At 43.7% G+C, this 26,900-nt stretch carries 22 protein-coding genes; 12 read left to right on the top strand and 10 right to left on the bottom strand.

The window, feature by feature from the left end; genetic code table 11:
- Positions 1 to 207: 207 nt before the first annotated feature.
- From JGK36_RS13290 to JGK36_RS13280, 3 genes are all read left to right on the top strand, one after another.
- Entirely contained in the window at positions 208 to 960 is a 753-nt protein-coding gene (locus JGK36_RS13290; protein WP_293197112.1) for a phycobilisome rod-core linker polypeptide, read from the top strand.
- Between the two features lie 557 nt (positions 961 to 1,517).
- Positions 1,518 to 1,823: a CpeR family transcriptional regulator gene (locus tag JGK36_RS13285; protein WP_293182355.1), complete on the top strand. Its 306-nt coding sequence runs from the start codon at positions 1,518 to 1,520 to the stop codon at positions 1,821 to 1,823.
- A gap of 20 nt (positions 1,824 to 1,843) precedes the next feature.
- Positions 1,844 to 4,528, top strand: a complete 2,685-nt coding sequence (locus JGK36_RS13280) for a PAS domain S-box protein (protein ID WP_293190224.1) — start codon at positions 1,844 to 1,846, stop codon at positions 4,526 to 4,528.
- A 370-nt stretch (positions 4,529 to 4,898) separates the two neighbouring features.
- On the opposite strand, the gene JGK36_RS13275 is transcribed toward JGK36_RS13280, so the two are convergent.
- The 3 genes from JGK36_RS13275 to JGK36_RS13260 all read right to left on the bottom strand — a co-directional run bounded on the left by JGK36_RS13275 (position 4,899) and on the right by JGK36_RS13260 (position 10,830).
- Positions 4,899 to 6,008, bottom strand: a complete 1,110-nt coding sequence (locus tag JGK36_RS13275; RefSeq protein WP_293182359.1) for a hypothetical protein — start codon at positions 6,006 to 6,008, stop codon at positions 4,899 to 4,901.
- A 228-nt stretch (positions 6,009 to 6,236) separates the two neighbouring features.
- Positions 6,237 to 9,272, bottom strand: coding sequence for a poly(A) polymerase (locus JGK36_RS13270; RefSeq protein WP_293182361.1), 3,036 nt, complete (start codon positions 9,270 to 9,272; stop codon positions 6,237 to 6,239).
- A 541-nt stretch (positions 9,273 to 9,813) separates the two neighbouring features.
- Complete coding sequence (locus tag JGK36_RS13260) at positions 9,814 to 10,830, bottom strand: adenosine kinase (protein WP_293197111.1); 1,017 nt, start codon at positions 10,828 to 10,830, stop codon at positions 9,814 to 9,816.
- 179 nt (positions 10,831 to 11,009) lie between these two features.
- Here JGK36_RS13260 and JGK36_RS13255 point away from each other — a divergent pair, with 179 nt between their 5' ends.
- From JGK36_RS13255 to JGK36_RS13240, 4 genes are all read left to right on the top strand, one after another.
- Entirely contained in the window at positions 11,010 to 12,569 is a 1,560-nt protein-coding gene (locus tag JGK36_RS13255; protein WP_293197110.1) for a bifunctional aminoglycoside phosphotransferase/ATP-binding protein, read from the top strand.
- An 87-nt stretch (positions 12,570 to 12,656) separates the two neighbouring features.
- Positions 12,657 to 12,980 (top strand): hypothetical protein, encoded by a 324-nt coding sequence (locus JGK36_RS13250; protein ID WP_293156260.1) that lies wholly within the window; start codon positions 12,657 to 12,659, stop codon positions 12,978 to 12,980.
- A 406-nt stretch (positions 12,981 to 13,386) separates the two neighbouring features.
- Positions 13,387 to 14,181, top strand: coding sequence for a YdcF family protein (locus tag JGK36_RS13245; protein WP_293190229.1), 795 nt, complete (start codon positions 13,387 to 13,389; stop codon positions 14,179 to 14,181).
- A gap of 352 nt (positions 14,182 to 14,533) precedes the next feature.
- Positions 14,534 to 14,770, top strand: a complete 237-nt coding sequence (locus tag JGK36_RS13240; protein ID WP_293156254.1) for a hypothetical protein — start codon at positions 14,534 to 14,536, stop codon at positions 14,768 to 14,770.
- 170 nt (positions 14,771 to 14,940) lie between these two features.
- Here JGK36_RS13240 and JGK36_RS13235 read toward each other — a convergent pair whose 3' ends face one another.
- Entirely contained in the window at positions 14,941 to 15,921 is a 981-nt protein-coding gene (locus tag JGK36_RS13235; protein WP_293182463.1) for an ABC transporter ATP-binding protein, read from the bottom strand.
- Positions 15,922 to 16,031: 110 nt separating this feature from the next.
- On the opposite strand from JGK36_RS13235, the gene JGK36_RS13230 reads away from it, so the two are divergent.
- On the top strand, positions 16,032 to 16,220 hold the full coding sequence (locus JGK36_RS13230; protein ID WP_293182371.1) for a hypothetical protein: 189 nt from the start codon (positions 16,032 to 16,034) through the stop codon (positions 16,218 to 16,220).
- A 152-nt stretch (positions 16,221 to 16,372) separates the two neighbouring features.
- On the opposite strand, the gene JGK36_RS13225 is transcribed toward JGK36_RS13230, so the two are convergent.
- Both JGK36_RS13225 and JGK36_RS13220 read right to left on the bottom strand, forming a co-directional pair.
- On the bottom strand, positions 16,373 to 17,302 hold the full coding sequence (locus JGK36_RS13225) for a phosphoribulokinase (protein ID WP_293197109.1): 930 nt from the start codon (positions 17,300 to 17,302) through the stop codon (positions 16,373 to 16,375).
- Positions 17,303 to 17,467: 165 nt separating this feature from the next.
- On the bottom strand, positions 17,468 to 17,650 hold the full coding sequence (locus JGK36_RS13220; protein WP_293182375.1) for a hypothetical protein: 183 nt from the start codon (positions 17,648 to 17,650) through the stop codon (positions 17,468 to 17,470).
- Between the two features lie 367 nt (positions 17,651 to 18,017).
- Between JGK36_RS13220 and JGK36_RS13215 the strand changes: the two genes are divergently transcribed.
- On the top strand, positions 18,018 to 19,151 hold the full coding sequence (locus tag JGK36_RS13215; protein WP_293182377.1) for an adenylate/guanylate cyclase domain-containing protein: 1,134 nt from the start codon (positions 18,018 to 18,020) through the stop codon (positions 19,149 to 19,151).
- 575 nt (positions 19,152 to 19,726) lie between these two features.
- Here JGK36_RS13215 and JGK36_RS13210 read toward each other — a convergent pair.
- Complete coding sequence (locus tag JGK36_RS13210; protein WP_293156235.1) at positions 19,727 to 19,984, bottom strand: hypothetical protein; 258 nt, start codon at positions 19,982 to 19,984, stop codon at positions 19,727 to 19,729.
- 219 nt (positions 19,985 to 20,203) lie between these two features.
- Here JGK36_RS13210 and JGK36_RS13205 point away from each other — a divergent pair, with 219 nt between their 5' ends.
- The 3 genes from JGK36_RS13205 to JGK36_RS13195 all read left to right on the top strand — a co-directional run bounded on the left by JGK36_RS13205 (position 20,204) and on the right by JGK36_RS13195 (position 23,394).
- A complete protein-coding gene (locus JGK36_RS13205) occupies positions 20,204 to 22,609 on the top strand; it encodes an ATP-binding protein (RefSeq protein ID WP_293190231.1) in 2,406 nt (801 codons plus the stop codon).
- Positions 22,610 to 22,693: 84 nt separating this feature from the next.
- Complete coding sequence (locus JGK36_RS13200; protein ID WP_293197108.1) at positions 22,694 to 22,885, top strand: hypothetical protein; 192 nt, start codon at positions 22,694 to 22,696, stop codon at positions 22,883 to 22,885.
- Between the two features lie 110 nt (positions 22,886 to 22,995).
- Entirely contained in the window at positions 22,996 to 23,394 is a 399-nt protein-coding gene (locus JGK36_RS13195; protein WP_293182383.1) for a hypothetical protein, read from the top strand.
- Positions 23,395 to 23,472: 78 nt separating this feature from the next.
- Here JGK36_RS13195 and crn3 read toward each other — a convergent pair whose 3' ends face one another.
- The 3 genes from crn3 to JGK36_RS13175 form a co-directional block, all read right to left on the bottom strand.
- Positions 23,473 to 23,802 carry a CRISPR-associated ring nuclease Crn3/Csx3 gene (gene crn3 / locus JGK36_RS13190; RefSeq protein WP_293197107.1) on the bottom strand — a complete coding sequence of 110 codons (330 nt, stop codon included), beginning with the start codon at positions 23,800 to 23,802 and terminating at the stop codon, positions 23,473 to 23,475.
- Between the two features lie 276 nt (positions 23,803 to 24,078).
- Positions 24,079 to 25,032, bottom strand: a complete 954-nt coding sequence (locus JGK36_RS33850; protein WP_366516570.1) for a DUF192 domain-containing protein — start codon at positions 25,030 to 25,032, stop codon at positions 24,079 to 24,081.
- Complete coding sequence (locus tag JGK36_RS13175; RefSeq protein ID WP_293182389.1) at positions 25,016 to 26,851, bottom strand: NAD+ synthase; 1,836 nt, start codon at positions 26,849 to 26,851, stop codon at positions 25,016 to 25,018. The genes JGK36_RS33850 and JGK36_RS13175 overlap by 17 nt, the downstream gene beginning before the upstream one ends.
- Positions 26,852 to 26,900: the final 49 nt, after the last annotated feature.

The raw sequence follows: 26,900 nt of genomic DNA, 5'->3' as shown, positions 1-26,900 counted from the left end.
CAACAATCATTCCGGTACAACTGGAATTGATATAAGCCGTGTATTACTGACATATTGAACCATTCTCAATTAACCTTTTACGAACAGGCAAGATGCCTGTTCCACAAGAAATCCACTCTTTGTGGAACAGGCCGGAGAGCCTGTTGCTGAAAATGGTGCAAGATTTCAGCTACTACCAACTATTATCTGTAAAGGAGATTAATTGCAATGGCAGATTCGACAAAATGTGAACTGTGGCCAACCAGCGGCGCGGATGAGGTGCAAGCTGTGATTCGCGCCGTCTACAAGCAGGTTTTGGGCAATCCCCACGTGATGGAAAGCGAGCGCTTGGTAACTGCGGAATCTCAATTGTGCGATCGCAGCATCTCCGTGCGTGAATTTGTCCGATTGGTTGCTAAATCTGATTTTTATAGCACTCGCTATTTTCAAAAGTGCGCTCCCTATCGATTTGTAGAACTCAATTTCCTGCACCTGCTAGGTCGTGCACCACAAGATCAAACAGAAATTTCTGAACACATTATCCGCTGTGTTGAGCAAGGCTACGATGCCGAAATTGACTCCTATATCGACAGCGACGAGTATCAAACCGCTTTTGGTGAAAACGTTGTTCCCTACTACCGAGGCAGAAGCAGCGAAGCAAATACCAAGCAAGTAGGTTACAATCGGATGTCGCTGCTCGATCGGGGTTTCGCCCAAATCGACAGTGCCGTCAAAGCATCTCAGTTAGTCTACGCCGTTGCTACCAACAGCGCTAACGCCATCAAGCCCTCAACCAGTCGAGGAGGCGCTTATGTCGCAACCGAAAAAATGTTCAAAATTGTGGTAACAGGGTCGAAATTCGACAGACCTCGGCGCCTCAGTAACACGACATACATTGTGGCAGGAGACAATATGAGTCCGCAAATTCAGCGGATCAATCGCACCTCTGGCAAAATTGTCAGCATCACTGAGATTCTCTAAATCCAACAAAAACAAGAAGTTTAATAGATGGATTTAAGTCATATTTAGAGGGTTTTTCTGGCTTCTCTAATTAGATTCAGCTATCTCTAAATTTCTAGCAACAATTGGATAGAAATTGAGATTATATCAGTTTGTCAAAATAATTGTACAATCTACATCTTTGGGTCGATATTCTACAATCAACCTACTGTTGTTACTGTATAATTTGGGATAACTGGTATTTCCTCATCTTGAGAGCCGTAAACATCTCCAGAATTGGAGGATGCCCAATTCTGGAGAATGCCAACTCTATTGATAAACTAGCTGGAGAAATTTAATTTGAAATCCTCATCACGTTTTTTCGATCGGCCATGATTCTCTATACTCCAATACTTAAGACAGTTTGTTTAAAGCCTCTGTAAGTTGGACAGTACCAGCCCTGCAATTTTTAATTTTTTTTCTGCGTTGCCATTAAAAACAAACTTGGAAAAAATAGTTCACAATAGATCCAGCCTAGGTTTCATGTACTCGATTAGCACCTAAAACTGTCCGAAGTATTGATACTCAATCATATTAGAATGTTGCCACCACAAGCCCAAAAAAAGTTGCAATGCTGGATTCGCAGCCGTCATTTAATTTGTTCTGGCAATTTTTACATCTTTGAAACTATAGACTATAGCGCTATTGAGCGATTTACCGAGTCGATTACGGCTTTAGGAGGAACATTAATCTCGGTTCAGCCGATCGACAAAATTTGGATGGGCGATCACCGTCAAGTCATTCTATATCGTGCCAAAGCCAGTTTGCATACGCCTTGTCACAACCTCAAGCAATACTGGTTTAAATATGGTAGTTTCCAGACTAGGTTCGATCCAAGCTCTTGATCTGGCTGATACTGGTTAGCATGGTTGTAGCATTGTTGTTGTCTGTTGGTGGCATCCTGATTTTCATAGGAATTATCCAACCATTTTCTATGCTAAGTAACATTTTTCTAGTTGCGATCGGCGTTTTAGTTGTGGTAGTAATTTGCCCCTGCTTCAAACAGGAAGTAGCCCGACGACAAACAGCCGAAGGGGTGCTGCGCCAACAAACCGATCGCGAACGGTTAGTCAATCAAATTGCTCAACACATCCGACAATCCCTGGATTTAGACCACGTGCTAGAAACCACGGTAGCAGATGTGCAACGCTTTCTGGAAGCCGATCGCGTTCTCATTTACCGCCTGTGGCCAGACGGAACGGGTAGCGCCATTAACGAAGCCGTTTTACCCCCTTACCCCGTCATTTTAGGAAAATCCTTCCCAGCAGAAGTCTTTCCCAGCGAGTACCATGAGGCTTATTCTCTGGGGAAAACCCGCCTCATTGCCAATCTTGAAGAAGCCGATCTCGAAAATTGTCTGACTGATTTTCTTCAACAATTTGGAGTCATAGCAAAATTGGTTGTCCCCATCATCCAAGAAAATCGGCAGGTTGAGGGGAATCCTTCTGTACCCTATCTTTGGGGGTTATTGATTGCTCACCAGTGCGATCGCCCGCGCATCTGGGAAACCTGGGAATTGGAGTTAATGCAGCAACTAGCGACGCAGGTGGCGATCGCCATTCAACAGTCAGAATTATACCAACAGCTTCAACAACTCAACGCCGAACTAGAACAGCGCGTCCAACAACGTACCGAAGAATTAGCTGAAGCCAACGTCGCTCTACGAGACGAAATTGGCGAACGACAGCGCACCGAAGTAGAACTGCGCCACACCAACCACACCCTAAAAACCCTGATTAGCGCCTCTCCTCGCGCTATCTTCACGCTGGATATAGAAGGGTACGTCAAAATTTGGAATCCTGCCGCCGAACAGATGTTTGGTTGGACTGAAGCAGAAGTCATCAACCATCCCAACCCAATTTTTATCGACGATCCATTAGAAAATTATTCCACTCTCCGCAGCAATCTCCTGCAAGGAATCACATATAGTGTCGAACTGCGCCGCCACAAAAAAGACGGAAGTGCGATCGACATTATCTTCTCCGCTGCTCCTTTAAAGAATAGTGAGAATCAGATTGAGGGCATTGTCGCAGTGATTGCCGACATTACCGAACAAAAGCAACAGGAAGAACAGGTGCGACTCCTCCAATCAGTTGTTGTTAACACAAATGATGGCGTCGTAATTACCGAAGCGGAAGCGATCGATGAAGTTGGTCTTCGCATCATCTATGTCAATGAAGCATTTACCCAGATTACAGGATATAGCCTAGAAGAAGTTTTGGGTAAAACACCCCGGATTTTGCAGGGTAAAAAAACCGATAGCACAGAATTAGACAAAATTCGGATAGCACTTTCGCGTTGGGAATCTGTCACCGTTGAAGTGATTAATTATCGGAAAAATGGCTCCGAATATTGGAATGAATTTAGTATTGTTCCTGTTGGCGATCGCACGGGTTGGTATACTCACTGGATCGCCATCCAGCGAGACACCACCGAACGAAAACAAGCAGAACAAGCCCTGCGACATAGCGAAGAACGGTTTCGATCGCTCATTGAAAATGCTCTAGACATCATTATGATTCTAGATACAGATGGTACGATCGGCTATGTCAGTCCTTCTGTGGAAAAAGTCTTAGGGTATTTAGTATCTGAACTCGTGGGGAAAAAAATATTTGAGCCAATTCACCCAGATGATTTTACCACTACTTATCAAAGTCTCACCAATACTTGGCAAAGTGCAGAACTCAACCGTCCCATTGAATTCCGCTATCGGCACAAAGATAATTCTTGGCGAACCTTGGAAGCGATTAGCCAGCCTTTTATAAACAATGCAGCCACCACACAAATTATCGTCAATACTCGTGACATCACCGAACGAAAACGACTGGACGAAATTCGGTTAGCCCTGGAGCGCGAAAAAGAACTGAGTATTCTGAAAACCCGTTTTTTTTCAATGGCATCCCATGAATTTCGCACTCCACTCAGTACGGCTTTAGCAGCAGCTCAAATTCTAGAAAACAGCCCAGACGAATGGAATGACTCCCAAAAGCGACTGAGAAACCTGCACCGAATTCAGGATTCTGTAAGGAATATGGTGCAATTGCTCGACGATATTTTAACCATCAATCGCGCCGAAACTGGGAAACTAGAATTTAATCCAAAATTTTTGGTTTTGGACAAATTTTGCGAACAATTTGTGGAAGAAATGCGGCTCAGCGCTGGCAGTCAGTATACCATCACCTTTACCTGTGAAGGAAATCCAATTCCCGTTTGCTTGGATGAAAAATTGTTGCGATCGATTCTGTCCAACGTATTATCCAATGCGATTAAGTATTCGCCTAAGGGAGGTAATGTGCATCTTGGTTTAGAGTTTCAGTTGCATCAGGTGCTACTCCAGGTTTGCGATCGAGGAATTGGCATTTTTCCAGAAGATATAAAGCAGTTGTTTGAGCCATTTCACCGAGGTAAGAATGTCCGAACTATCCCTGGTACGGGATTGGGATTGATCGTGGTTAAAAAGTGCGTTGACTTGCATCAAGGTAGTATTGAGATTACCAGTGAAGTTGGTATTGGTACAACTTGTGTGGTGACACTTCCGCTGGTATTATAAAACTATCAATAGGTCAAGGTATGTTGTTGCGCTTCAGCGCTCTTTCCTAATATTTGTAAAGAGCGCCCAAGCGCAACTACGTACCTAATTTGTCTGACTACAATAAAACCGTCCTTTCTGGATAGGATATATACAACTACTAATAGGCTAAGGTATGTAGTTGCGCTTCAGCGCTCTTTCCTAATATTTGCAAAGAGCGCCCAATCGCAACAACGTACCTAATTTGTGTGACTGCAATAAAACCCTCCTGTCAGGATAGGATATATAAAACTACCAATAGGTCAAGGTATGTAGTTGCGCTTTAGCGCTCTTTCCTAAGATTAGCAAAGAGCGCTGAAGCGCAACAACGTACCTAATAGGGAGCACGATCTCATTTGGCAAGATGGGAATCATGGCCGGCTGGGGCTTCGAGCTTGACTGGTGGGGTAGCTTTGAGATCGTCGAAGAGGGCTTTTTCTTCACGAGCAATTGCATTGTAATCGTTCACTTTCTGCTTGTAAATATCGAATTGCTCTTGAAAAGCAGCAACGCGCTCCTGCTGTTCGCGCACTCCATCGTTAAATTCTTGCACTTTTTGATTGTAATCAGATTTTTTTTGTTCAAACTGAAACACCTTTTCTGGAGAGCCGTTACCCTGTCGGTAAGATTCTTCAGCTTGTTCCTTAAAACGCATTAAATCCAATTGCAACGCATCTAGATTGCGTTTCTTCGATCCGAGTTCGAGATTGTGCTCTTTGATTGTTTGCTTGGTTTGTGCGAGACTTGCTTCTAAGGTCTCAATTTCAGGTTTGAGTTGCTGGGATTTCTCATCTAATTTTCGCACAATCTCTTGAGACAGATCGGCTAACTTTACCACTTGTTGGCGATCGCGAAAGTAACGCTGATAGTATTGTTCGAGTTCGACATCGCCGAGATAGCCGAGCTCTGTCCCCAGATACGAGTGCAATTCGTTAACATACAAAGCTATATCCTTTTGCTGGTATTGCTTCAATATGCTAGACAAGCGATCGTTTTTGATTTGCAAAGCAGCTTGTTTGAGTTGGGGTGTTAGCTTGTCGCGATCCGATGGACTGAGGCGAGTGTAAGCGGCATGGAGCATTTCATGGGCTGCTGTCACTTCCATCACGCCTTGAAATCGATCGTCTGTAACCGACTGAATCGCGATTTTGCCCGATTTACCGTTGGTGAAATAGCACCCAAAGATAATTAAGGTATCCTTCACCTTTTCTTTTGTTTGACAGATTTTAAAGAAGGTTTGCTTGGGTTCGATGGTTGGAGTTTGCCGGTAGAAAATTTGTTGCGCTTCCCGCGTCATGGTGGTGGCGGTGGCGAGACGTTCGATTGCTGCTGAAGGTGGCGCTACACCAATCCACTCGTCAAGCTGCGAATTTAAGACAATCCTAGAGATGGCCACAACTAGCACAATTATCCAGAAGTTCTGCGATCGAAATAAGTTTTTTATCGACCATTTTATATTCATAAAAATTTTGGTAAATCCATTTCTTTAAAAACTGCTAGGCGCAGATAACGCTGGTAGGTTAGTGACTCGGTGGAGGCGCTAATTTGAGTTTTTATTTGGGAATGTAGGATGCAAATTCATCGGAGCGCTACAGTTGAATTACAATTTTACCATTGAGTTACACCAGACGACCGATCGATCTGCCTTTCTTGTTCAAGAAAAGATGTCAAATGGGTTCTGTAGCCTTTCTCAGGTAGATGAGGTACAATGTGACCAACCCGACTGGACATGATATGAGTCGCGATCGCACAACTCGATCTGCAAGATACTGCTACAATCGTTAGCAGCATTGAACCGATCGATAAACTCATTGCTAATTTGGGCGATCGCACCAGAATCTTCATCTATATTACAGATGATACCTAGCACGACACTAACTAGATTTTGCCTTCTCCGAATTCCAGGCCAAGGTCTGACAGAAATATTTAGTTTTTGCTCTAAATCGATCGCTAATCCAATTATGTGACCTTCAATCCAGCCGCCGCATTTTTCTAAATTACCAACTTCTGCACTACTTACCGTCAATACTAAAAACGCATTTGATTGTTCCAGTAAATCAACGGACTCAAATAGAGTTGTCCAAGTGGTATTTCCCGCCAATACTTCCGACGCAATTTCTGCACCGCGACCCAATTCGCGGCGCAATATTTCTGCGGTCGATCGCGTGACATTTCTGGTACTGTTTTGACAAGGTGCGATCGATGTAATTACAGGCAACCATTCCCGCGATTTTTGTACTTGATACTGTGTTCCGGCTTCAGTTAATGCTATTGGTTGAGTCCAATCGTGTTGGCTGAGGATTTGGAAAAAATGAGCAAGTAATATATCTAGGTTTAAGTGTTCGCTATGAATAGAACTCCAAGCTGTCAGTAATGCCCAAGAAAAATTACCGAGAAATCCCCAAGCATTACCGTGAATCTGACGTGCTTTCGCCCAGGTTCGCACCGCCCTTAACAAGTTTATAAATAAATCCCAGGACAAATGTTGGCTGACTGTATCTACCATTAAATCCGCTTCCAAAGCACCTACTACGGCACTCCAACTGACGGCATCAAAAAATGGTCTAGCCTCTTGAGATAATGGTTCAATTATCTGGAATTGTCCGAGGGTTGTGGCAGAGAGTAAATCGACTGCCACTCCTTCTATTTCCATTCTCAATACTGGTACTCTCCCCGATTTTACCAGTTGGGAGCAATAGCACAATCCTGCTAATCTAGTTTGTACCTGTTTGAGGAATGTTTCTCCTGTTAAAGGGGCAGGAATTATACAAAGTAAATCTAAATCGCTGTGGCTGCTTTGTATGCCGATCCGCGCCGATCCAATTTGCTGTAATAATGGTTGGTAGCCTAAACATTCTTGACAGGCTTGGGTGACGATCGACTGAATTAGTTCTTGATGCAGTGTCTGTGTTTGGCTTAGTTTTGGATCGAGTTGGTTGATTATTTGTATTAGTGATAAGTTAGACTCATTTTCTCGTGTTTTTGCGCCGGGATTTTCTGGGGGAGTTGCCGATTTTAAAGGTATCCGATATCTAATCTCGAATGGTTCGTTATCGCGACGGCTAATTAGGGCGATCGAGTCTACTTGAAATTTGACTGGATGCCATTGGGAAAGTTCGGTTTTGGCGACTTCGGTTGTGTCAAATTGACCTACAGTTAAATGGGGTGTGAATCCGTTAGCTGATTTGCTACTTTGTTCATCACATTGCGGAAATATTTGTTGAAGTATTGCTTGTAATTGATGCAGTGGATCGGCAGGTTGAGGAATCGGATTTAACCATGCCGTACAGCTAGAAGAGTGCGTGAAAGTTTCAAAGTTTGATAAAGTTATAGTAAATGGTTCTAGTTTTGTCAGTGCTTGGGTAATGGCTGCTGCTGCTTCTGAAAAATATGATTCTGGCAGAAAACCATATATTATATTGATATGAGGCATCCAACGATGAAATTGCCGATCGCAACGGCGGCGAATACTTTGAATTGCAGGTAAAATGTCATCCGGTGGAATGATGACAACTGCACTTTTATAGACAGGTGAGATGGTTTGCAAACAGGTGATGGATTCTAGTTGGGTGAGGAGACCAAAATGATCTGAGGGATAGATTTTTCCTTCTGTATCTGGTATGGGATTGCAGGCAAATAATTCTATTTGACGAGATATCCAATCTCGGTTCTGACTCCGTAACATCATCCTATCTAACCGTCCCGCAAGTCCAGTTAGACTCATTAATGCTGCCAAAGGATTAGCCTGGGGATGGAAAGTGTATCCCGGATCTTCGGGATGCAGTGTTTGCCAAAGATCGATAAAATTGTTTGTCGTTAATATCTCTGCTGGTTCGTTGTCTTTGGCATTGAAATCGCCAACAATTAGACAATCTCCCGGCTGTGAGTTTAGGTATTCTAGCAAGATATTAAGTTGCTTATACCTGACTTTTTCAGAATTTTTATTGTAATCGCTGGTGAAATGGACGGCGGCGACATTGAGAGTTTTACTATTCAGCAACCACTTTCCTACTAATACCCGCTTCCGTGGCGAGTAGCGATATTCTACTAAAGTAAATGGCAATCGCGATAGCACTAATAAACCGTGCCATTCCAGCGTTTCGCCTTGGGGAGATTCGGAGATATGATAAGCCTGAACCCAATCCTCAGCTAATAATTTTTCTAATAAACGCGGTGTTACTTCTTGAAGGGCGATAATATCGGCATCACACTGACGCAGATGCTCTATAATTATCGGAATTCGCTGGGCTGTCTCGGTAAGTTCTGACTCGTAGAGATCTGATAATACGTTATAACTGACAATTTTTAATCTGGTTATCGTTACCGACTCTAAGGGCAAATTCCTGGCTTGCCAATTTTGTTGATTGTATTGGTAAATAGATCTAGTCGGGAAGTCTTTCACAAAGGTGGGATTTGATTGTTGAGGATCGATTTGCAGTTGCTGGTTTGCCGATTCTATATTTTCCGTGGCGACAACCCATGCCGCGACTGGTAATTCTCCAGTAGTAAACAAGTCTACCAGCCGATCGCGATCCCAAACAATTGTTTCCCCACATTTAACATAACGAATCCGATGCCAGGGAATATCGCCATCGACTGCCCATTCTGACAAAGGCTTTTCCCGCATATTACCAGAAATGCGATCGCTAAAACCAAGGCTAAAGGCACGATGGTCTAAACGACTATCCCATAAAATGCGATCGTAAATCTCGCGGATTGTCGCCATTTTGGGTTTTGGGGACTTTGGCTGTGACATGGCATGATGCGGTTATAGTTACGCGTATAACACGAATATAACTATATTGTACTACACGAAAAAGGCGATCGTGTCGGGTGCGATGGGTGTCGATAAGGTAGCTTATTCCCATTTCCCATTGAAGGTTCGTAGTGTGGACTTTAGTCCGCAACATACTGCGGACTAAAGTCCACACTACGAACAATTTTTGTTATGTTAATCGACCGGACTTGATATTACAGGCAATTATTAACTTGAAAAAATTGAAAGGGGATGATAATGCCTATCAGCTTCGGATTGGTGACTATCGAATAGGTTTTTATTTTGATGGCGAAACTGTTACTTTTGCCAGGGTGCTTCACCGGAAAGATATTTATCGCTACTTTCCACCATAAAACTGTTTTCACTCTGACAGAACGTTTTAGGTAACTTCTCCTTGTCCTTTGAAGTAGTAGATTAATGTATTTGTATCCGATTAGTTCCACAGGCGATCGCCCCTTACGACAAAAAGTGCGATCGCCATTTTCAACTACTAACCAGAAATCACCTGGTTCAGCAAATGAGCCTGAGAACCCTCAAGACGAGGGCCGTGAATCTGCACCACCATTGAAGCCAAATAATTGCCCCAACGAGCCGCTTTTTCAGCGCTCAAACCATTAGTAATTCCAAACAAAACACCGCCTGCAAAAGCATCGCCAGCACCCACAGTATCGATCGCCTTTACCGGATATCCAGCCACATCTACAATCTGTTTGTTTTCCACTACCATGCAGCCTTTGTCCCCATTTGTGATAAAAGCCAAATCCGAAATCTCGCTCATCTTGCGAGCGCACTCTTCCAGAGATTCCTCCTTGAAAAAGCTCCGAACTTCGTCAGAGTTGCAAAAAATGACATCGCAATATTCCGAAACCACCTTGTGAAAATCATCCGCAAATCGATCGACCAAAAAGCCATCCGAAAAAGTAAAAGCCACCTTCACACCCAGACGCTTAGACTGTTCCATCGTCTCAATACTAGCCTTTCTGGGCTCGGTCGCATCCCAAAGATAGCCCTCAACATAACTGTACTTGCAATGAGACAGGCGATCGACATCAATATCAGTCGCCGCCAGAGTAGTAGAAACCCCCAAATTAGTACACAGCGTGCGTTCCGCATCCGGCGTAGTCAGCACGACACAAGTACCCGTGGGCCCATTCGACTCAGTAGCAGGATGCACATTAAAATCAATCCCAGCCTCCAGCAAATCTTGGCGGTAAAATTCGCCGTTAGTATCCTTAGCAACCTTCCCCGAATAATAGCCTTTACCGCCACTCTGAGCCAAACCAATCATCGTATTTGCCGCAGAACCCCCCGATCGCATTTGCAGCGAATTGTGTTCCAAATCGTGCAAAATTCCCCCCTGTGTTTCCGAATTCATCAGCGTCATTGCGCCGCGATTCAGCCCGTGCTTGACCACAAAATCATCTTCGACTAATGCTAGGATGTCTACAAGGGCATTGCCCACGCCAAACACATCTACGGAACCGGATTCTGGATTGTTTTCTGTCATCACTAATTTTTGGTTTACACTAACTATCAACTCTATAATAAATCGGATGAAAGTCAATATCCTTGCATCCCCAAATCCAAATCCTCAATCCCCAATCCCCAATCCCCAATCTAAAAATCCCCAATCCCCAATCTAAAAATCCTCAATCCAAAATCTAAAATCTAAAATCCAAAATCGATATGACTTCTCTCCCACCTCTGATTCAGCAGATGTTGCAGCCCGGGTTTTACCCGCACGGGGTGACAGAACCAGTGCAACTAATTCAGACTCACATTTCCTTTGTCCTGCTGACTGGAGATTATACTTACAAAATCAAGAAACCAGTCGATTTTGGCTTTTTGGACTATTCGACTGTGGAGAAACGGCAGCATTTCTGCATCCAAGAATTGGAAATGAACCGACGCACAGCACCGGAAATTTATCTCGAAGTTTTGCCAATTATTCAAAGTGGCGATGCGTTTCAATTTGGCAGTAATTCACCAGATGTAAATCCCACCCAAGTTGCTGTAGAATACGCGCTTAAAATGCGGCAGTTTCCTCAAGATTCACTGTTGCTCAGTTTGTTGGAACACGGACTATTGACCGAGCAAATTATGGCAGACTTAGGGCGCGAAGTTGCTAGGTTTCACAGCACGGCAGTTAGTAATAGCTACATTCGCAAATTTGGCGAAGTCACTCAGATTCGTACAGCAATAGATAACAACTACCGGATTTCCCAAAAATATATCGGCGGGCCGCAGACTGCGAGTCAATATCGGGAAACTAAAGATTATACTGATGCGTTTTTTGATGAAAATCAAGACTTGTTCGAGCGACGGATTGCTAACAATAAAATTCGCGAGTGTCACGGAGATTTGCACTTGCGGAACATCGCTTGGTGGCAAGATAAAATATTGCTGTTTGACTGCATTGAATTTAACGAGCATTTTCGCTTTGTGGATGTCATGTACGATATTGCTTTCACAGTCATGGATTTGGAATCGCGGGGGCGCCGAGATTTAGGCAATGTTTTTCTCAATACTTATGTCGAACAAACAGGCGATTGGGAAGGACTGCAAGTGCTGCCGCTGTATTTGAGCCGTCAAGCTTATGTGAGAGCAAAAGTAACTTCGTTAATGTTGGACGATGAAGCGGTTTCTACTAATGAAAAAGCACAGATTTCACAGAGTGCCGCTCATTACTACAAACTGGCTTGGGAATACACAAAGCCGCGCTCGGGAAAGTTAACTTTGATGTCTGGTTTGTCTGGTTCTGGGAAAAGTACAGCGGCTCGATATTTGGCCCGCCACACTGGGGCGATTCACATTAGATCCGATGCTGTTCGCAAACATTTAGGGGGAATTCCTTTAAATGAACGCGGTGGTCAAGATTTGTACTCGGATGAGATGACGGCACGGACTTATGGTAGATTGTTAGAGTTGGGGATAATGCTGGCTGACCGAGGTTGGGATGTGATTTTAGATGCTAAGTTCGATCGCCAAAACTGGAGAACCGATGCGATGAATCTGGCTCAATCCCACGGCTTGCCCCTGCAAATCGTTTACTGCACCGCACCAATGGCAGTATTGCGACAACGACTGCAACAGCGCAGAGGCGATATTGCCGACGCCACAGCAGAACTATTGACCTCGCAGCAAGCAGAAGCAGAACCTTTTACACAATTAGAGCAAATTTCTCTAAACGTTGTAGATACCGCACAAGACTTAGATGTACAATTAAATTTGATTTGTGGGAAGTAGTTGGAGTGCGATCGCCCGCGATGAATTTCATTCTCTGCTAATATTGTCAATATCTTTCTGTATTATTACAAAAATAACTTGCAGCTCATGGCAAAATTTAACGGAGACTCCAAGGGGTTTAACCCCGCGCTGATCTGGTTCGTGTTGTTTACCGTTGGGTTTCGCTTAGTAGGATGTAGTCTGCCCGTGAGTATTGGCCTTGGTGTCCTCGGCGGCGTGGCAGCAGGCTTAATGGTTGCTTGGTGGCACAATGAACTACTACTCAACCCGAATACACGTTCCAAGGAGAAAACCTCGGATGCTATCCTCAATAAAGAAGTCGTGGAAGTAGACGGGCATAAATACAAAACCTCCCGGCGTGAGCCTACTTCATTCTTTGACTGGCTATCAGAGCCTGAGGATCGTCGCTAGCACCGATTTGTTTTTAGTATTGAGTTTTGAGCTTTAATTTTAACAGTGTAAACTTCAAAACTCAATCATAAAAATTAAACTTTTAGACCAAAATAGTTAGCAGATCCCTGCCACTCCCAAGCTTGCCTATTTTAAAAATATAGCGGTTCTCAGAAAGATGAAGTACGTTGTTGGGCTTTAGCCCTCTGAGTTTATCTGAGTTTAGTGGTTATATAAGCTGTCAGTCATACCTCATCTTTTTGAGAAAAGCCATATCTGCGTTTATCTCGGTACATCTGCCTTTAATCTGTGGTTTTCGTATTAATAAAATCTTGGCAATAACTCTACCAATGCCCAATGCCCAATGCCCAATTCCCAATTCCCAATTCCGAATTCCCGCTAACGAGCAATTTTAATTACTTCCTGAATGTTTGTATTTCTGTCTAAACTTTTACCGCTGTTTATTTATCCTTTGGGGTTCAGTTGCCTGTTAATGATGGCGGCTTTAATCGTGCTTTGGAAGCATCCCAAATGGGCGGCAGCACCAATGGCTGGGGCTCTAATTATTTTACTGCTTGGGAGTAGCGGTTGGGTGTCAAAATCGTTAGTGCGATCGCTCGAATGGCAAAATTTACCAACCGCCGAGTTCCCTCAAGCTGAAGCGATTATCGTGTTGGGTGGCGGTGTGAAAGCAGGACTAGCGCCCCGCCCTTGGGTAGAATTGGGGGAAGCGGGCGATCGTATAATATACGCTTCCCGACTTTACCGTCAAGGCAAAGCTCCCCTGTTAGTGCTCAGCGGCGGTAGAGTAGATTGGAAAGGTGAGGGCTCTCCCGAATCGGCAGATATGGCAGAAATTGCCCAAACAATGGGCATACCGGCATCAGCAATTCTGCAAGATCCCGATTCCCACAACACCTATCAAAATGCCGTCAACGTGCGGCAAATCTTAGACGCAAAAAACATCAAAAAGCCCGTTTTGCTAGTGACATCGGCGATGCACATGACTCGATCCCTCTTGATTTTTCAGCGCCAGGGAATAAAAGTAATCCCAGCACCAACAGATTTTCAGATAACCCAGCAGGATATCGCCACATCTCAAAGCAACGGGCTAGCATTCGCCCTCGACTTATTGCCGGATACCTATTATCTACACCAATCTACTAAAGCTCTAAAAGAATACATCGGCTTAATCGTATATCGCCTGCGGGGATGGCTTTAATGGATTTTAGATTCTGGATTTTGGATTTTGGATTGCAGAATTTTAACTAATATCAAGCAAGAACAATCAATGCAACAATATTGATGATGATTCTTGTGGGATGGGCGTCCCGCCCGTCCTCTCTGGACGGGCGGGACGCCCATCCCACGAACTTCTGTAAATTATTTAATTTGCGATCCTAAAAATCTACCCAGCGACGCACCAGCACGACAATCTCTGAATAAACTAACTCAACGCACGATTTTTTATAAATCTTATAAATTCTAAAATCCCAAATCTAAAATTCGAGGATTTAATGTGTTAAATTAAAGTAATCACACCAAATATTTGCCACAGTCGCCCCCAAACAATTATGTTGCCCCACGAGCTACAAAACATTGTCCCAGAACCGACTCCAACGGCTGAAATTTTTCAGAGACATCAAGTTGTCCGTGAGTTTTATGACGAAGTTAAATACCGTCAAGAATTTGAGCTTTATTGCCAGTGGTATTATGCTACAGCCAAGCAGCACCAACAAGAATTGCAGAAAATGCAGGGAGATTTTAATATATTCGCTTGGTTCCGTCGCGGACATACTCCGGGCACGTAAAAGCGCGGGGATTCTAAGGTCAAACTGCGATTGCATGGCCTGTCTAACATCACCTAACTCGGGCGGTTGATGCCAAGAAAAACAAGCAAGTTATTCTTGGCAGGGTTTTCATCCTGTCCATCGATCGGATATGGCCTCGGCGGTAGCCGTTTTCAACAAATATCCCTATTTCAACTGCTCGAATAAATACCTCTTTCTTGCAGTTGCTGAATAAAAAACTCTTCCAAAGAAGGCTTAGCCAAATTCATCCCAATTAGCTGCCCTCCCATCACGCTCAAATTAGCAATAAAGTCCTTCGGATGTCCCTGCAAATGACCGTACCATAAATCATTATCAACTTCCATATCCGGTATCCATTTTTGCAGAATATTCAAATGGCCACCCTTACCTTGAACTCGGTAAGTTTTAGTATTACCCAAAAGTTCATCGATCGCACCAACACAGATTAACTCACCGCGAGCCAAAATTGCCACCCGATCGCAAATCTTCTCCACATCCGAGAGTACGTGCGAATTAAAAAAAATCGTTTTCCCTTGATTTTTCAGCGATAAAATTATCTCCCGCATCTGATAGCGCCCCATCGGATCTAAACCAGACATCGGTTCGTCCAAAAATACTACATCGGGATTGTTAATCAAAGCTTGAGCCATGCCGATCCGTTGCAGCATTCCCTTAGAATACTGGCGCAACTGTTTTTTAATTGCCGCCGATTGAGCTAGCCCAACTAAATCTAGTAAATGCGGAATTCGCTGCCGCTGAATCGAGGGGGGGATTTGAAATAAGCCCGCCGCAAATTGCAAAAATTCCCAGCCCGTGAGATAATCGTAAAAATAGGGATTTTCTGGCAAATAGCCGACTCGTTGCTTCACAGTGCGATCGCCCAAAGGCTTCCCCAACAACAGCGCCCTGCCAGAAGTCGGCCGCACTATCCCCAGCAAAGTCTTCAGCAGCGTAGTTTTCCCCGCTCCATTCTGCCCTAACAGCCCGAAAGTTTCCCCCTCAGAGACAGTCAGAGTGCAATTTTTGAGCGATTCAATCTTTTCGTTCATCCAGAAGCCAGTACGGTAGAACTTCCCCAGATCGAATGTTTGCACCACTGGGGTAGCCCCTGGCATCTGGGTGGAAGTTGGCGCATCTATAACAGGTTCCATTTTCGTCATAAAAATAAGTAGCACCTGATTATATTGTATTGCATAAGTCCCTTAATAATTGCTCCATTTAATGTTAAACTAAGATTAGCTGCACTTAAAATATTCTGAATATGGAACGTTCAAAAATTATTGCTATTATCACCGGCGTCATTTCTGTAATCCTAGCAGTTGCCTACCTGCTGCTCGTCACTCTCCTCGACTTCCGAGGCGAAATGGTTCCCGCACCTCAAAGTCAGTTGCCAGTATCGCTGCAAGTTCAGCAATTGGCGACAGTTAATCAGACTTTGCCCTCACATTAGTTATTGGTTATTGGTTATTGGTTATTGGTTATTGGTTATTGGTTATGGCAATAATAACTAACAACTGCCAACTGCCAACTGCCAACTGCCAACTGCCAACTGCCAACTGCCAACTGCCAACTGCCAACTGCCAACTAACAACTAACAACTAACTAATACACATGAATTGCTTTCATCATGTGATATGCAACTAGCAACTGCGTCAAAGCTAGCGGGTAACTTTGCAAAACTTCGCCAGTTGTGCCGATTAGTTTGCCAATTTCCGGGTTGCCTTGGGCACTGCAAAATCCCCGCAGGTGGGGCATTTCGTTGCACAAAATCTTTTCCAGTTCGTTTACTTGTTCGCTCGTAGCGTGGGAGTCTACTTCTAAAACATCTACTGGTTTCCCCATATCGCGATCGAGTCCCAAACGAATGGCCGGTTTAAAACTATCGCTGCCTTGAGCTAAAATCTCAGTAAAATCAGGGTGAGGAATTGTTGGTCTCAGGACTAAACGCACGCTCAAATTTGATTCTTTGTCGGCTTCTGGCGGGTAAAAACTAACTACAACATCGGCAAATTTGCGCTGGGGGCGAATATAATTTTCTGAATCCGGTTCCCGCTTTTCCATTTCTGCAAGTACCTGTTCTTCAGTATAACCGCGCTTCATAATATCGCGCTTAACTTTCCACTGAGTTCGCAACTCTTCTGGGGGAGCAAGATACACTTTGACATCGTAAGAATCGCGGATGGTTCGGGTTGAGTAACCCAGCAAACCTTCAACTATTACAAATTTTTCTGGCTTGATGTATTCCGGGGGATCGAATGTACCTGAGTGGTGGTTGTATATGGGTTTGAGAATTGCTTGACCTGTACGCAGCAGGCTGAGGTGCTGCTGCATGATGTCGAGGTAATTGCAGTCGGGATGCAGTGCTGTGAGCCCGATTTCGGCGCGCTGCTGTCTGTCATACCTATGATAGTCGTCTGTGCAAATCACAGTGACATTTTCTGGCCCCAATACTTGGGCAATTCCCCGCGTCAGGGTGGTTTTGCCTGCTGCGCTGTCTCCGACAATACCGAGAATGATTGGTCGATCGCTCATTGTTGTTACCCCGACGGACAATAGCAAATTTTTTCTGAATCTTAAATCTTATCAAAATTGTACTCGATCCGATCGCTAATCGCATGGTTTGACTTGCTCCCTTCCCGAGTTTCCCCATGTGTAAAATTATTGTATTATTTCTTAATAAAATGTGGCACCAGAGACTCAGGGATGATATGACGAAAAAATCACGCCCATTTCTCGATCGCCCGCCATGTCGATCGTACTTTTAAATCCAGCTATACTAAGAATTTCGGGAAAATTAGCCCCGCCAACTGTGCCAGTAAGTCCATGAGTGTAGTGTAAATTGCAACAGCGGTGGGAATAGTGCGATATGTTTGTTTTCAAAACGGGTACCAAGCAGTCAATCAACTTACCAGTCAATCAATCTACATGGAGGGCGATCGAATTTACCCACAACATGAAGTTTTTGGCAAAGCTTTTGTTGTGCCTGACAAATTAGTATACATTTGAGTCAAGGAGGCATTCGTACATCAAAAATAGGGCCAATCGCTCTTTCTCCCTGCTTCAACAAGTAGTTTCATGAAAAAAAAGATTTCGATGCACCGTGCGTAAGTTTTGAATTTAAACCAATCTTATAGCGGTTCTCAAAAAAGTGAGGTATGCCCGATGCCCGATGCCCTATCCCCGATGCCCATGAGTACCTCATCTTTCTGAGAAAGGCTATAAGTTTAACTAACTTCCTAGCAAGCTGATGAATCAACTATCTTTTGAAAAATTCAGGGGCAGTATTTTAATTATTGACGACACTCTTAACAATTTAAGTTTACTGGAGCGAATCTTGTCGAAAAAAGGCTATGAAGTACGACTTGCATCTAGCGGCCAACGGGGACTCGAAGCTGTGGAGTTGACTCAACCTGACTTAATTTTGCTAGATATTATGATGCCTGGGATCGATGGCTATGAAGTTTGCAGTCGCTTGAAAGCTAGCGATCGCACTCGCGGCATTCCCATTATTTTTCTGAGTGCTTTGGTAGAAGTTTCTCATAAGGTGAAAGCCTTTAATATTGGCGGGGTGGATTACATTATTAAACCTTTTGAAGCAGTAGAAGTGCTAGCTAGGGTTGAAAATCAATTGCGGCTGCGGGAATTAGAACTGCAACTTACGCATAAAAATCAGATGTTGCAGCGGGAAATTGCTTCTCGGGAAGAGGCAGAAATTGAAACGCGGTTGCTCTTGGAAACAACCAAATTTCAGAAAGAAGAAATTGAAGAATTGCTCTTAAATATTTTGCCTAAACCGATTGCCGATCGCTTGCAGGAAGGACAAAGCATAATTGCTGACAGCTTTTCGGATGTCAGCGTTTTATTCGCTGATTTGGTGGGATTTACAAATTTTGCATCTCAAAAAAGTGCGGCAGAAACGGTGAAAGTTCTCAATCAAATTTTTAGTCAATTCGATCGGTTATCGTTAGAGCACGGTTTAGAGAAAATCAAAACTATTGGTGATGCTTACATGGTAGTCGGCGGTTTGCCCCAACCGCAAGAAAATCACGCAGAGGCGATCGCCCAAATGGCACTCGATATGCAAGCTGCTCTCGCTAGCTTCAATCTCAAACACAATCAAACTTTTAGTCTCCGCATTGGGATAAATATTGGTGGGGTGGTGGCGGGAGTCATTGGTTTAACTAAATTTAGTTACGATTTGTGGGGGGATACAGTGAATGTTGCTCACCGGATGGAATCAAACGGTATTCCGGGAGAAATTCAGGTGACTGCTGCGGTTTATGAGCGTTTGAAAGATAATTTTTCCTTTAAAATGCGCGGTGCTGTTGAAATTAAAGGTAAAGGAGAAATGATGACTTATTTGTTGCTCGGGCGAAAGTAGTCAGTAGTCAGTAGTCAGTAGTCAGTAGTCAGTAGTTAGTAGGGGCGGTGCCCCCGTGCCCGCCCTCTTAGTAGTCAGTTGTCAGTTGTCAGTTGTTATTTGTTGGTTGTTATTTGTGAGTTGTTATTTGTTGGTTGTCAGTTGTGAGTTGTTGGTGATAATTAATAACAACCAATTCCCGATGCCCTCTTTGGCCGATGCCCAATGCCCAATTTCCAATTCTCATATATTAGATTTACTGAACATTAACAAGTATTTTTAGGCACACTGCATTGGCGCATTAATACGCAAGACACCAGTGTTTTGCGTTCATATAAGGCATTTAATATTAACCGCAGAAACTTATACGTAAGTAATTAACTCTAATCCCGATCGTCCCAGTATAAAATACTATTCCGTAGTAGATCAGTAGAATTTTAGCTCGAAAGCTCGAAAATTATGCTGTTTATGCCCTAAGATAGATACACTAACTATTTTCAACTTAATTCCTGGCTTGGGGTCAGCCAATATGGATGCAACAATAGATGCAGTACATTTGACTGCGGTAATGCCTGGAGATCGCCCGATCGCGAATTTTACACCGATTTATCGAACCGCTTTCGGGGCTGTGGGCGATTGAAACCGCTAACCCGCCTGTAGCAAACTCTTGTAGTTTCCCGATCGGCGCGAAACGACCAAAAATCTAGATATTCCGGGCGCAATTCCTGCCCGCAGTATAAAAACCTACGCCCGCAGTTACCGATTTGTTGTGGACTTCTGCGAGGCGGTTGTGCCAGAATGCGATCGTCGAGTTGCATCGCGTGACAGTTAATTGCATCGCTCGAAATAGTCATCAAGCAAACAGATATTCCAGGACGAAATCGAAAGGAGGTCAGTTATTTTAAAATATATGAAAGATTCCTATCTGGGAAGTTTTATTTATAGTAACCTGCCAGATAAAATGGGATAAATCTTAGCACAAATAGACGCCGGATCGGCAATAAATTCCAGCCGCAATCCGAAGTAGTTAGACAGGGAGATACCAACAAGATTCATGGGAAAGTTGTGTTGTAATGCTAGTAACTATGATGCACGAATTTTACGATGCGCTGGCAGATTTAGCAATCTATGAAGATGCCGCACCGACAAAGCGAAAACAAATCCTAAAACGTGTTTTTGTAATTCAAAAAAACCTCAAAGAATTCGCGCAGCGTAACCCGAATAGTCACCAGCACAAATTAGATCTGGTTGAAGCAGAATGGCTTCGCATTTTTGGGAAGACTACAGAAGCAATGGAACTTTACGATCGAGCTATTGCCGGAGCTAAAGCTAACGATTTTTTGAATGAAGAAGCTCTTGCTTGCGAACTCGCTGCTAAGTTTTACCTGTCATTGGGAAGAGAAAAAATTGCTACAGTCTACATGATAGACACCTATGATTGCTATCTGCGCTGGGGAGATCGAGCCAAAATTGATGAATTAGAAAAATGCTATCCTCAATTGTTGTCAGCGATTTTGCAGCCTGCTAAACTCGCTACAGATTCATTAGCAACCTTCGCGATACCTGTCAAACAAAATCAATCTGTACCTTCATTGATGAATCCGTCTGTGTCGGCGACAGTCTCAGATTTTGGGAATTTTTCAACTCTGCTAAAAGCTTGTCAAGCGCTTTCTAGTGAAAGAGATCTCGATCAACTAATTGCCAAACTGATACAACTGGCGATGAGAAATACAGGCGTTGACAAAGGAGTGCTGATTTTGCAAAACGGCAATCAATGGGAAATTGCTGCTGCAAGAGCGATCGACAATTTGGGTGTCGATCGGGCGATCGACTTATCATCCGCAACACTCGATAAAAACAGCGATATCCTGCCCCTAAACATTGTTGATTGCGTTAAAGAATTGTTAAAACCTGTGATTTTGCGGGACATTCCTCAACAATGTGATTGGGAGTCCGACTCCTACATCCTCAAATACCAACCGCAGAGCCTGTCGTGTTTGCCGATTCTCGATCGAGACAAGTTAGTCGGCATTTTGTATCTAGAGAATCTGTTAACTGCAAGAGTTTTTACGCGCGATCGGCTGCAATATCTCAATCTCCTGTGTTCTCAAGCAGCCATCAGTTTGTCAAATGCTCTGCTATATAAAAATTCTCAGGATTACAGCCAAAAATTAGAGCGAATGCTAACAAAAGTCAGCCGAACAGAAGTTCAGCTTGCCGAGCAAAAACAAATGCTGCAAGCGATTCTTGATGTCGCTCCGATTTGGATTTGGATGGTTAATCCTCATGGAAAAGTACACTTTTTCAACAACACTTTTTGTCAAGATATCGGTGTGCCTCTCTCCGCTTTACTAGCTGTCGAACATTACAAAGATATACTAGGAGAAAATGCAGCGAATTGCCTGGTTTCAGATGCAGCCTGTCTTGCCCAAGATTCGCCCCATTACTCCAACGAAACTCTAATGTTTGTGGACGGCAAACTGCACTATTTAGAAGTCACAAAAGTGCAGTTAAAAAAATCCGATGGCGAGAGGATCGGGATTATTGGTTTGGGTGTTGATGCCACCGAGCGTAAGCGAGCACAGGAACTTTTGCAAGAGCAAAATCAGCGCCTCGAACAAACTTTAAAAGACTTACAACAAACGCAACTGCAACTCGTACAAAATGAGAAAATGTCGGCTTTAGGTAATTTAGTTGCCGGAGTCGCCCACGAAATTAACAATCCGATTGGGTTTATTTCGGGCAATTTAAGTGAAGCTAAAAGAAGTTTCGGGGATGTAATAGAACACTTAGAATTGTATCGCTCTGATGCACCCAAATCGGAAATTGCGAACCATGCCGAAGAGATAGATATCGATTATCTCTTGGAAGATTTACCGAAGATGATTAATTCCATGCAAGTCGGGTGCGATCGCATTTCCAGCATCAGCACCAGTTTGCGTACATTCTCCCGAGGCGATAAAGACTACAAAGTTCCTTTTAATATTCACGACGGCATTGATAGCGCTATTTTGATTTTGAAACACCGTCTAAAAGCTAACGAAAATCGCCCGCAGATTGAAGTGATAGCTAAATACGGTAATATCCCTAAAATTGAATGTTTTCCCGGTCAATTAAATCAAGTTTTTATGAACTTACTTGCCAATGCGATCGATGCCTTAGAAGAGTTAAATATTGGACGCACTTTTCACGAAATTGCTGTCAATCCCAACCGCATCACGATTTGCACTAATTTAATTGGGGAAGATTATATTATAATTCAAATTGCTGATAACGGAACCGGGATGCCAGAAGAAGTAAAAAAACAGATATTCGACCATTTGTTCACGACAAAAGCTGTCGGGAAAGGAACGGGATTGGGGTTGGCAATTGCCCATCAGATTGTGGTAGAAAAACATGGCGGCACTATCGAGGCGAAGTCCCAGTCTGGAGTTGGCACTGAGTTTGCGATCGTTTTGCCTGTGAAAGTGAAAGGATAAATATTAATTAAAATTAAAGGTTTTTTGGGCGATCGCGTGATAAAATCTAATTTTACCAGTCAATTCTCTTAGAGGGTTTTTCAAATGCCCTACAGCCAATTTAGGCTCGAACAAATCAAATCAGAATTTGGAATAACTCTCTGCGAGCAATTCGGACTTTTTGCAGAGATTCCAGAGGCTAACTACAGCCAGTTTTTGTCGGAAACCCTAGAGTACAATATTCCGCTAGCTTTGGCAATTAACTCGGACAAATCTCGATCGGAAATGATTGTATAGCCTTTCTCAAAAAGATGAGGTATGACTGACAGCTTATATAACCCTTAAATTAAGAGGGCTGAAGCCCAACAACGTACCTCATCTTTCTGAGAACCGCTGTAGCACCAATCTTGATTGAACTCAGAAAACAATTTGACAATCGAATAGCTTTATTTTCCGGTAAAGATTTTACGGTAGATAGCCTGAGAGGTTTAAACGGATTTTGCGATTTCCTGATTAGCCAATCGCCGGAACAGTTAATTATCGAAGCGCCGGTTATTGCTTTAGTCGAAGCCAAAAATGATAATATAGAATCTGGTTTGGCTCAATGTATGGCTGAAACGATCGCAGCTCAATTGTTTAACCAACAAAAAGGCAATGAAATTAAGAAGGTTTACGGAGTTGTGACAACGGGAAGTCTCTGGAAATTTATGCAGCTAGAAGAACAAACTATATCGATCGATATCAATGAGTATTTTGTGGGCAATCCTGGCAAAATTATCGGTATTTTGAAAAGTTTTATCGAATAACGTTGTACAATTTGTTTGTAGTGAGGACTTTAGTCCTTCTATTGATTCGGACTGAAGTCCTCACTACGAACCAAATTACTAAGTTGGTAAGTTCAATTTGATTATTTGTCCCACTGATACTTCGTGCTTATGAGTTGCTACTACCACGGCGCCTTCTAGTCGCGGATCATAACATCCAACCCAAGCAGCAGGATGGCATTCGTGCACTAAATACCCGTACAGCCAAATTGCTCCTCTACCTTCAATGACAATTCCTTGGCTGAATTGAACATTTTGAGGGATTTTCAAACCTTGTAAATCATCTGGTATAATAATACCGTCTTGAGTAGTAATTCGTAAGCGTAAATGTTGGTAGGCTAAACCGTCTTGAGTTTGATGCGGGATTATTGTTAATTCAATAGGATTCATTGGATGCAAAAATGTTGAATGTTTTTACAGAATCATATCATGTCCGATAGCATGGGCGGGGGCGGGTTTATGAGATTGTAGATTATGGGCAATTATTGTTGGTGAACCCGCCCCTACAAAATTTAACATCATACAATTCCGAATCAAACAGACATGATATCATATATAGCATTTATCAGAAAGATGAGGTATGACTGACAGCTTATATAACCGCTTAAACAAAGAGAGCCCAAGCCCAACAACGTCCGCGAACCTATCTGAGAAGGGCTATACCTTTTAGGGCAAATTTGGAATTCGATCGCCCACTTTGAGTCCCAACTGGGCCGCCCTACCGCCTTTGAGCTCGATCACTCCGTCAACGGGAACATCGGGGCCGTAGTTGGGGCAGGTGTCGCTCAAACAGGGCGGTACGTTGGGAATTATCGCCTGCACTACCCCTTCGCGCAGAAAAATCATATCCAGCTCGATTTGCACGTTTCTCATCCAGAAACGCACATTGCGCGGGGGGGCGATCGCGAAAAGCATTCCCCTGTCATCGGGCAATTCTGTGCGAAACATTAAGCCAATTGCTTGTTCTTGGGGAGTTTTTGCCACTTCCAGCCCGATCGCCCGATCGCCCAAAATCGCATTCACTGAAACTGGTAAAAGTTGACCCATATCCATCCCACCAAACATTGAGATAAAGTTTGATTCAGTCAAATTAAATCTTCCTGAAACTACTCCTAAATAGTTACCAGAATTTTTATTTTGCATCACAGTTTGGTTCTCAGAAATAGAAATGTTCAAATCGCTAAACTTGATGCCTTCTGTCAAGACAATTTTATCATTGCCGCTGCCAAAATCTGTAATAACATCGGCTTGGGTGACAGTAGATGCAGCAGAGGTGCTTTCAATCACAAATAAATCATCGCCCGCGCCTCCTGTCAAGATATCTTTGCCATCGCCGCCGATTAGTAAATCGTTCCCCCGATCGCCATTAATCGCATCTTCACCTTGTCCTCCATAGATTGTATCGCTTCCTTGACCTCCAAACAGCGTATCGGCGCCTTCGTTTCCGGCGATCGAGTCATTGTCGCGATCGCCAAAAATCAGGTCATTCCCCGCCAAACCTTGAATAGTGTCATTCCCTGCAAATCCTCTCATAGTATCGCTTCCGGGAGTTCCCAGAAGAAAATCGAAGCCGAAAGTACCGCCGATGTTAACCATTTTGCGTTTAATGATGCGTTTCATAAGAGGAAGATTTGGCGATCGGCATCCGCCAACCGGTACCAAAAGCTCGATCGCTAATTTTCAAACCCGGGGCTGCTTGTCGCCGTTTAAACTCCGATTGCCTGACTAATTTTACTACACGCTTAACCACGGCTTCATCGTGTCCCGCCGCGATAATTTGTTGGGCAGATTCGTGATGTTCTATCAACCGCTGCAAGATGTCATCCAAAATATCATAAGCAGGCAAAGAATCTTGGTCAACTTGCCCCGGTTTCAGTTCAGCACTCGGCGCTTTATTGATAATATTAACTGGAATAATTTCGCTATCAGGGGACGAGAGTACAGCCCCTACATATCCCCCTGCATTCAGCCACCGACAAAGCGAATAAACGCGAGTTTTTGGCACATCGGAAATGACTGCCAATCCGCCATTCATATCGCCGTATAGAGTGCAGTAACCCACCGACATTTCCGATTTATTGCCTGTGGAAAGCAGCAAATGTCCGAATTTATTAGAAATCGCCATCAACAGATTGCCGCGAATGCGCGATTGGATATTTTCCTCGGCAATTCCGAAAGTGGTATTGAGAAACAAATCGCCGAGAGTGCGATCGTAAGTTTTCATCAAATCGCCGATCGGCAACATTTCGATCGCAATTCCGAGATTTCGGGCTAACTCCAAAGCATCATTAACCGAATGATCCGAACTGTAAGGAGAAGGCATCAGCACCCCTAACACATTTTCGGGCCCGATCGCGCAACTGGCGATCGCCGCCACCAAAGCCGAATCTATCCCGCCACTCAAACCAAGTACAACCTTAGAAAAACCGCATTTGCGAACATAATCTCGCACTCCCAAAACCAAAGCAGCCCAAATTTCCGCATCCCCGAATGGCGGTTCAAAACTTAAATCTGTTGTAGAACTTAAATCTGTTGTGGAACGGGCATCTTGCCCGTTCCCGCCACTGCCAATTAAACCTAGTTTTTGTCCTTCACCTAATCCCAAATCAGTTGTGGAACGGGCATCTTGCCCGTTCCCACCCCCCATCAAATCTTGTTTGTTTTCGTCATATTCCAGCACAGCAAAATCCGTTTCAAAAGAAGCCAATACCCGAATCAAATTCCCCTGACGATTCACCGCAAAACTGCTGCCATCAAAAATAATATCATCATTTCCGCCTACCTGATTAGCATAAACAATCGGTATTCCTGAACGGATGACACTGTGCTGCAACATCGCCGATCGCACTCCCCGCTTGCCAACAGAATAAGGCGATGCCGACAAATTCACCACTAAATCCACACCCAATTTTGTCAAATCGGAAATAGGATCGCCCACGTAACTGCGTTTACCCCAAAACTCCTCATTATTCCACAAATCCTCACAAATTGTCACACCAATTTTGACTTCGCCAATAGTGAAATAATTACTGTTTTGTCCAGGTTCAAAATATCTATCTTCATCAAATACATCATAGGTAGGCAACAAGCGTTTATGAAAAACTTGTTGCACTGCGCCATTTTGCAACAAAACAGCACTGTTGAATAATAACTTCTCGCCTAGTTTCACAGCATCAGCATTAGGTACGGCAGTGCCGACAATGACTGCTAACTCCGGTGGTAAAGCTTGCGCCAGTTGTTCCAAATGTGCGGCGGCAATTGCAATGAAACTCGGGTTCATCAACAAATCGCGCGGCGGATAACCCAGCAGGGAAAGTTCTGGCGTTAGTAATAAGTTTGCGCCCTCAATCTGCGCTTGTTTCGCCGCCTCCAGAATTAGGTTGGAGTTGCCACAGATATCACCAATAGTAGGGTTGAGTTGTGCGATCGCAATTTTCATATTACCAAGTCACCTAATAAATCTTGCTAGCAGTCCGCTCGCGCGGACT

The organism is Microcoleus sp. PH2017_35_SFW_U_B (assembly GCF_020737865.1).
In the GTDB taxonomy this organism is placed as follows: domain Bacteria; phylum Cyanobacteriota; class Cyanobacteriia; order Cyanobacteriales; family Microcoleaceae; genus Microcoleus.
This window is presented reverse-complemented; position numbering and strand designations above follow the sequence as displayed.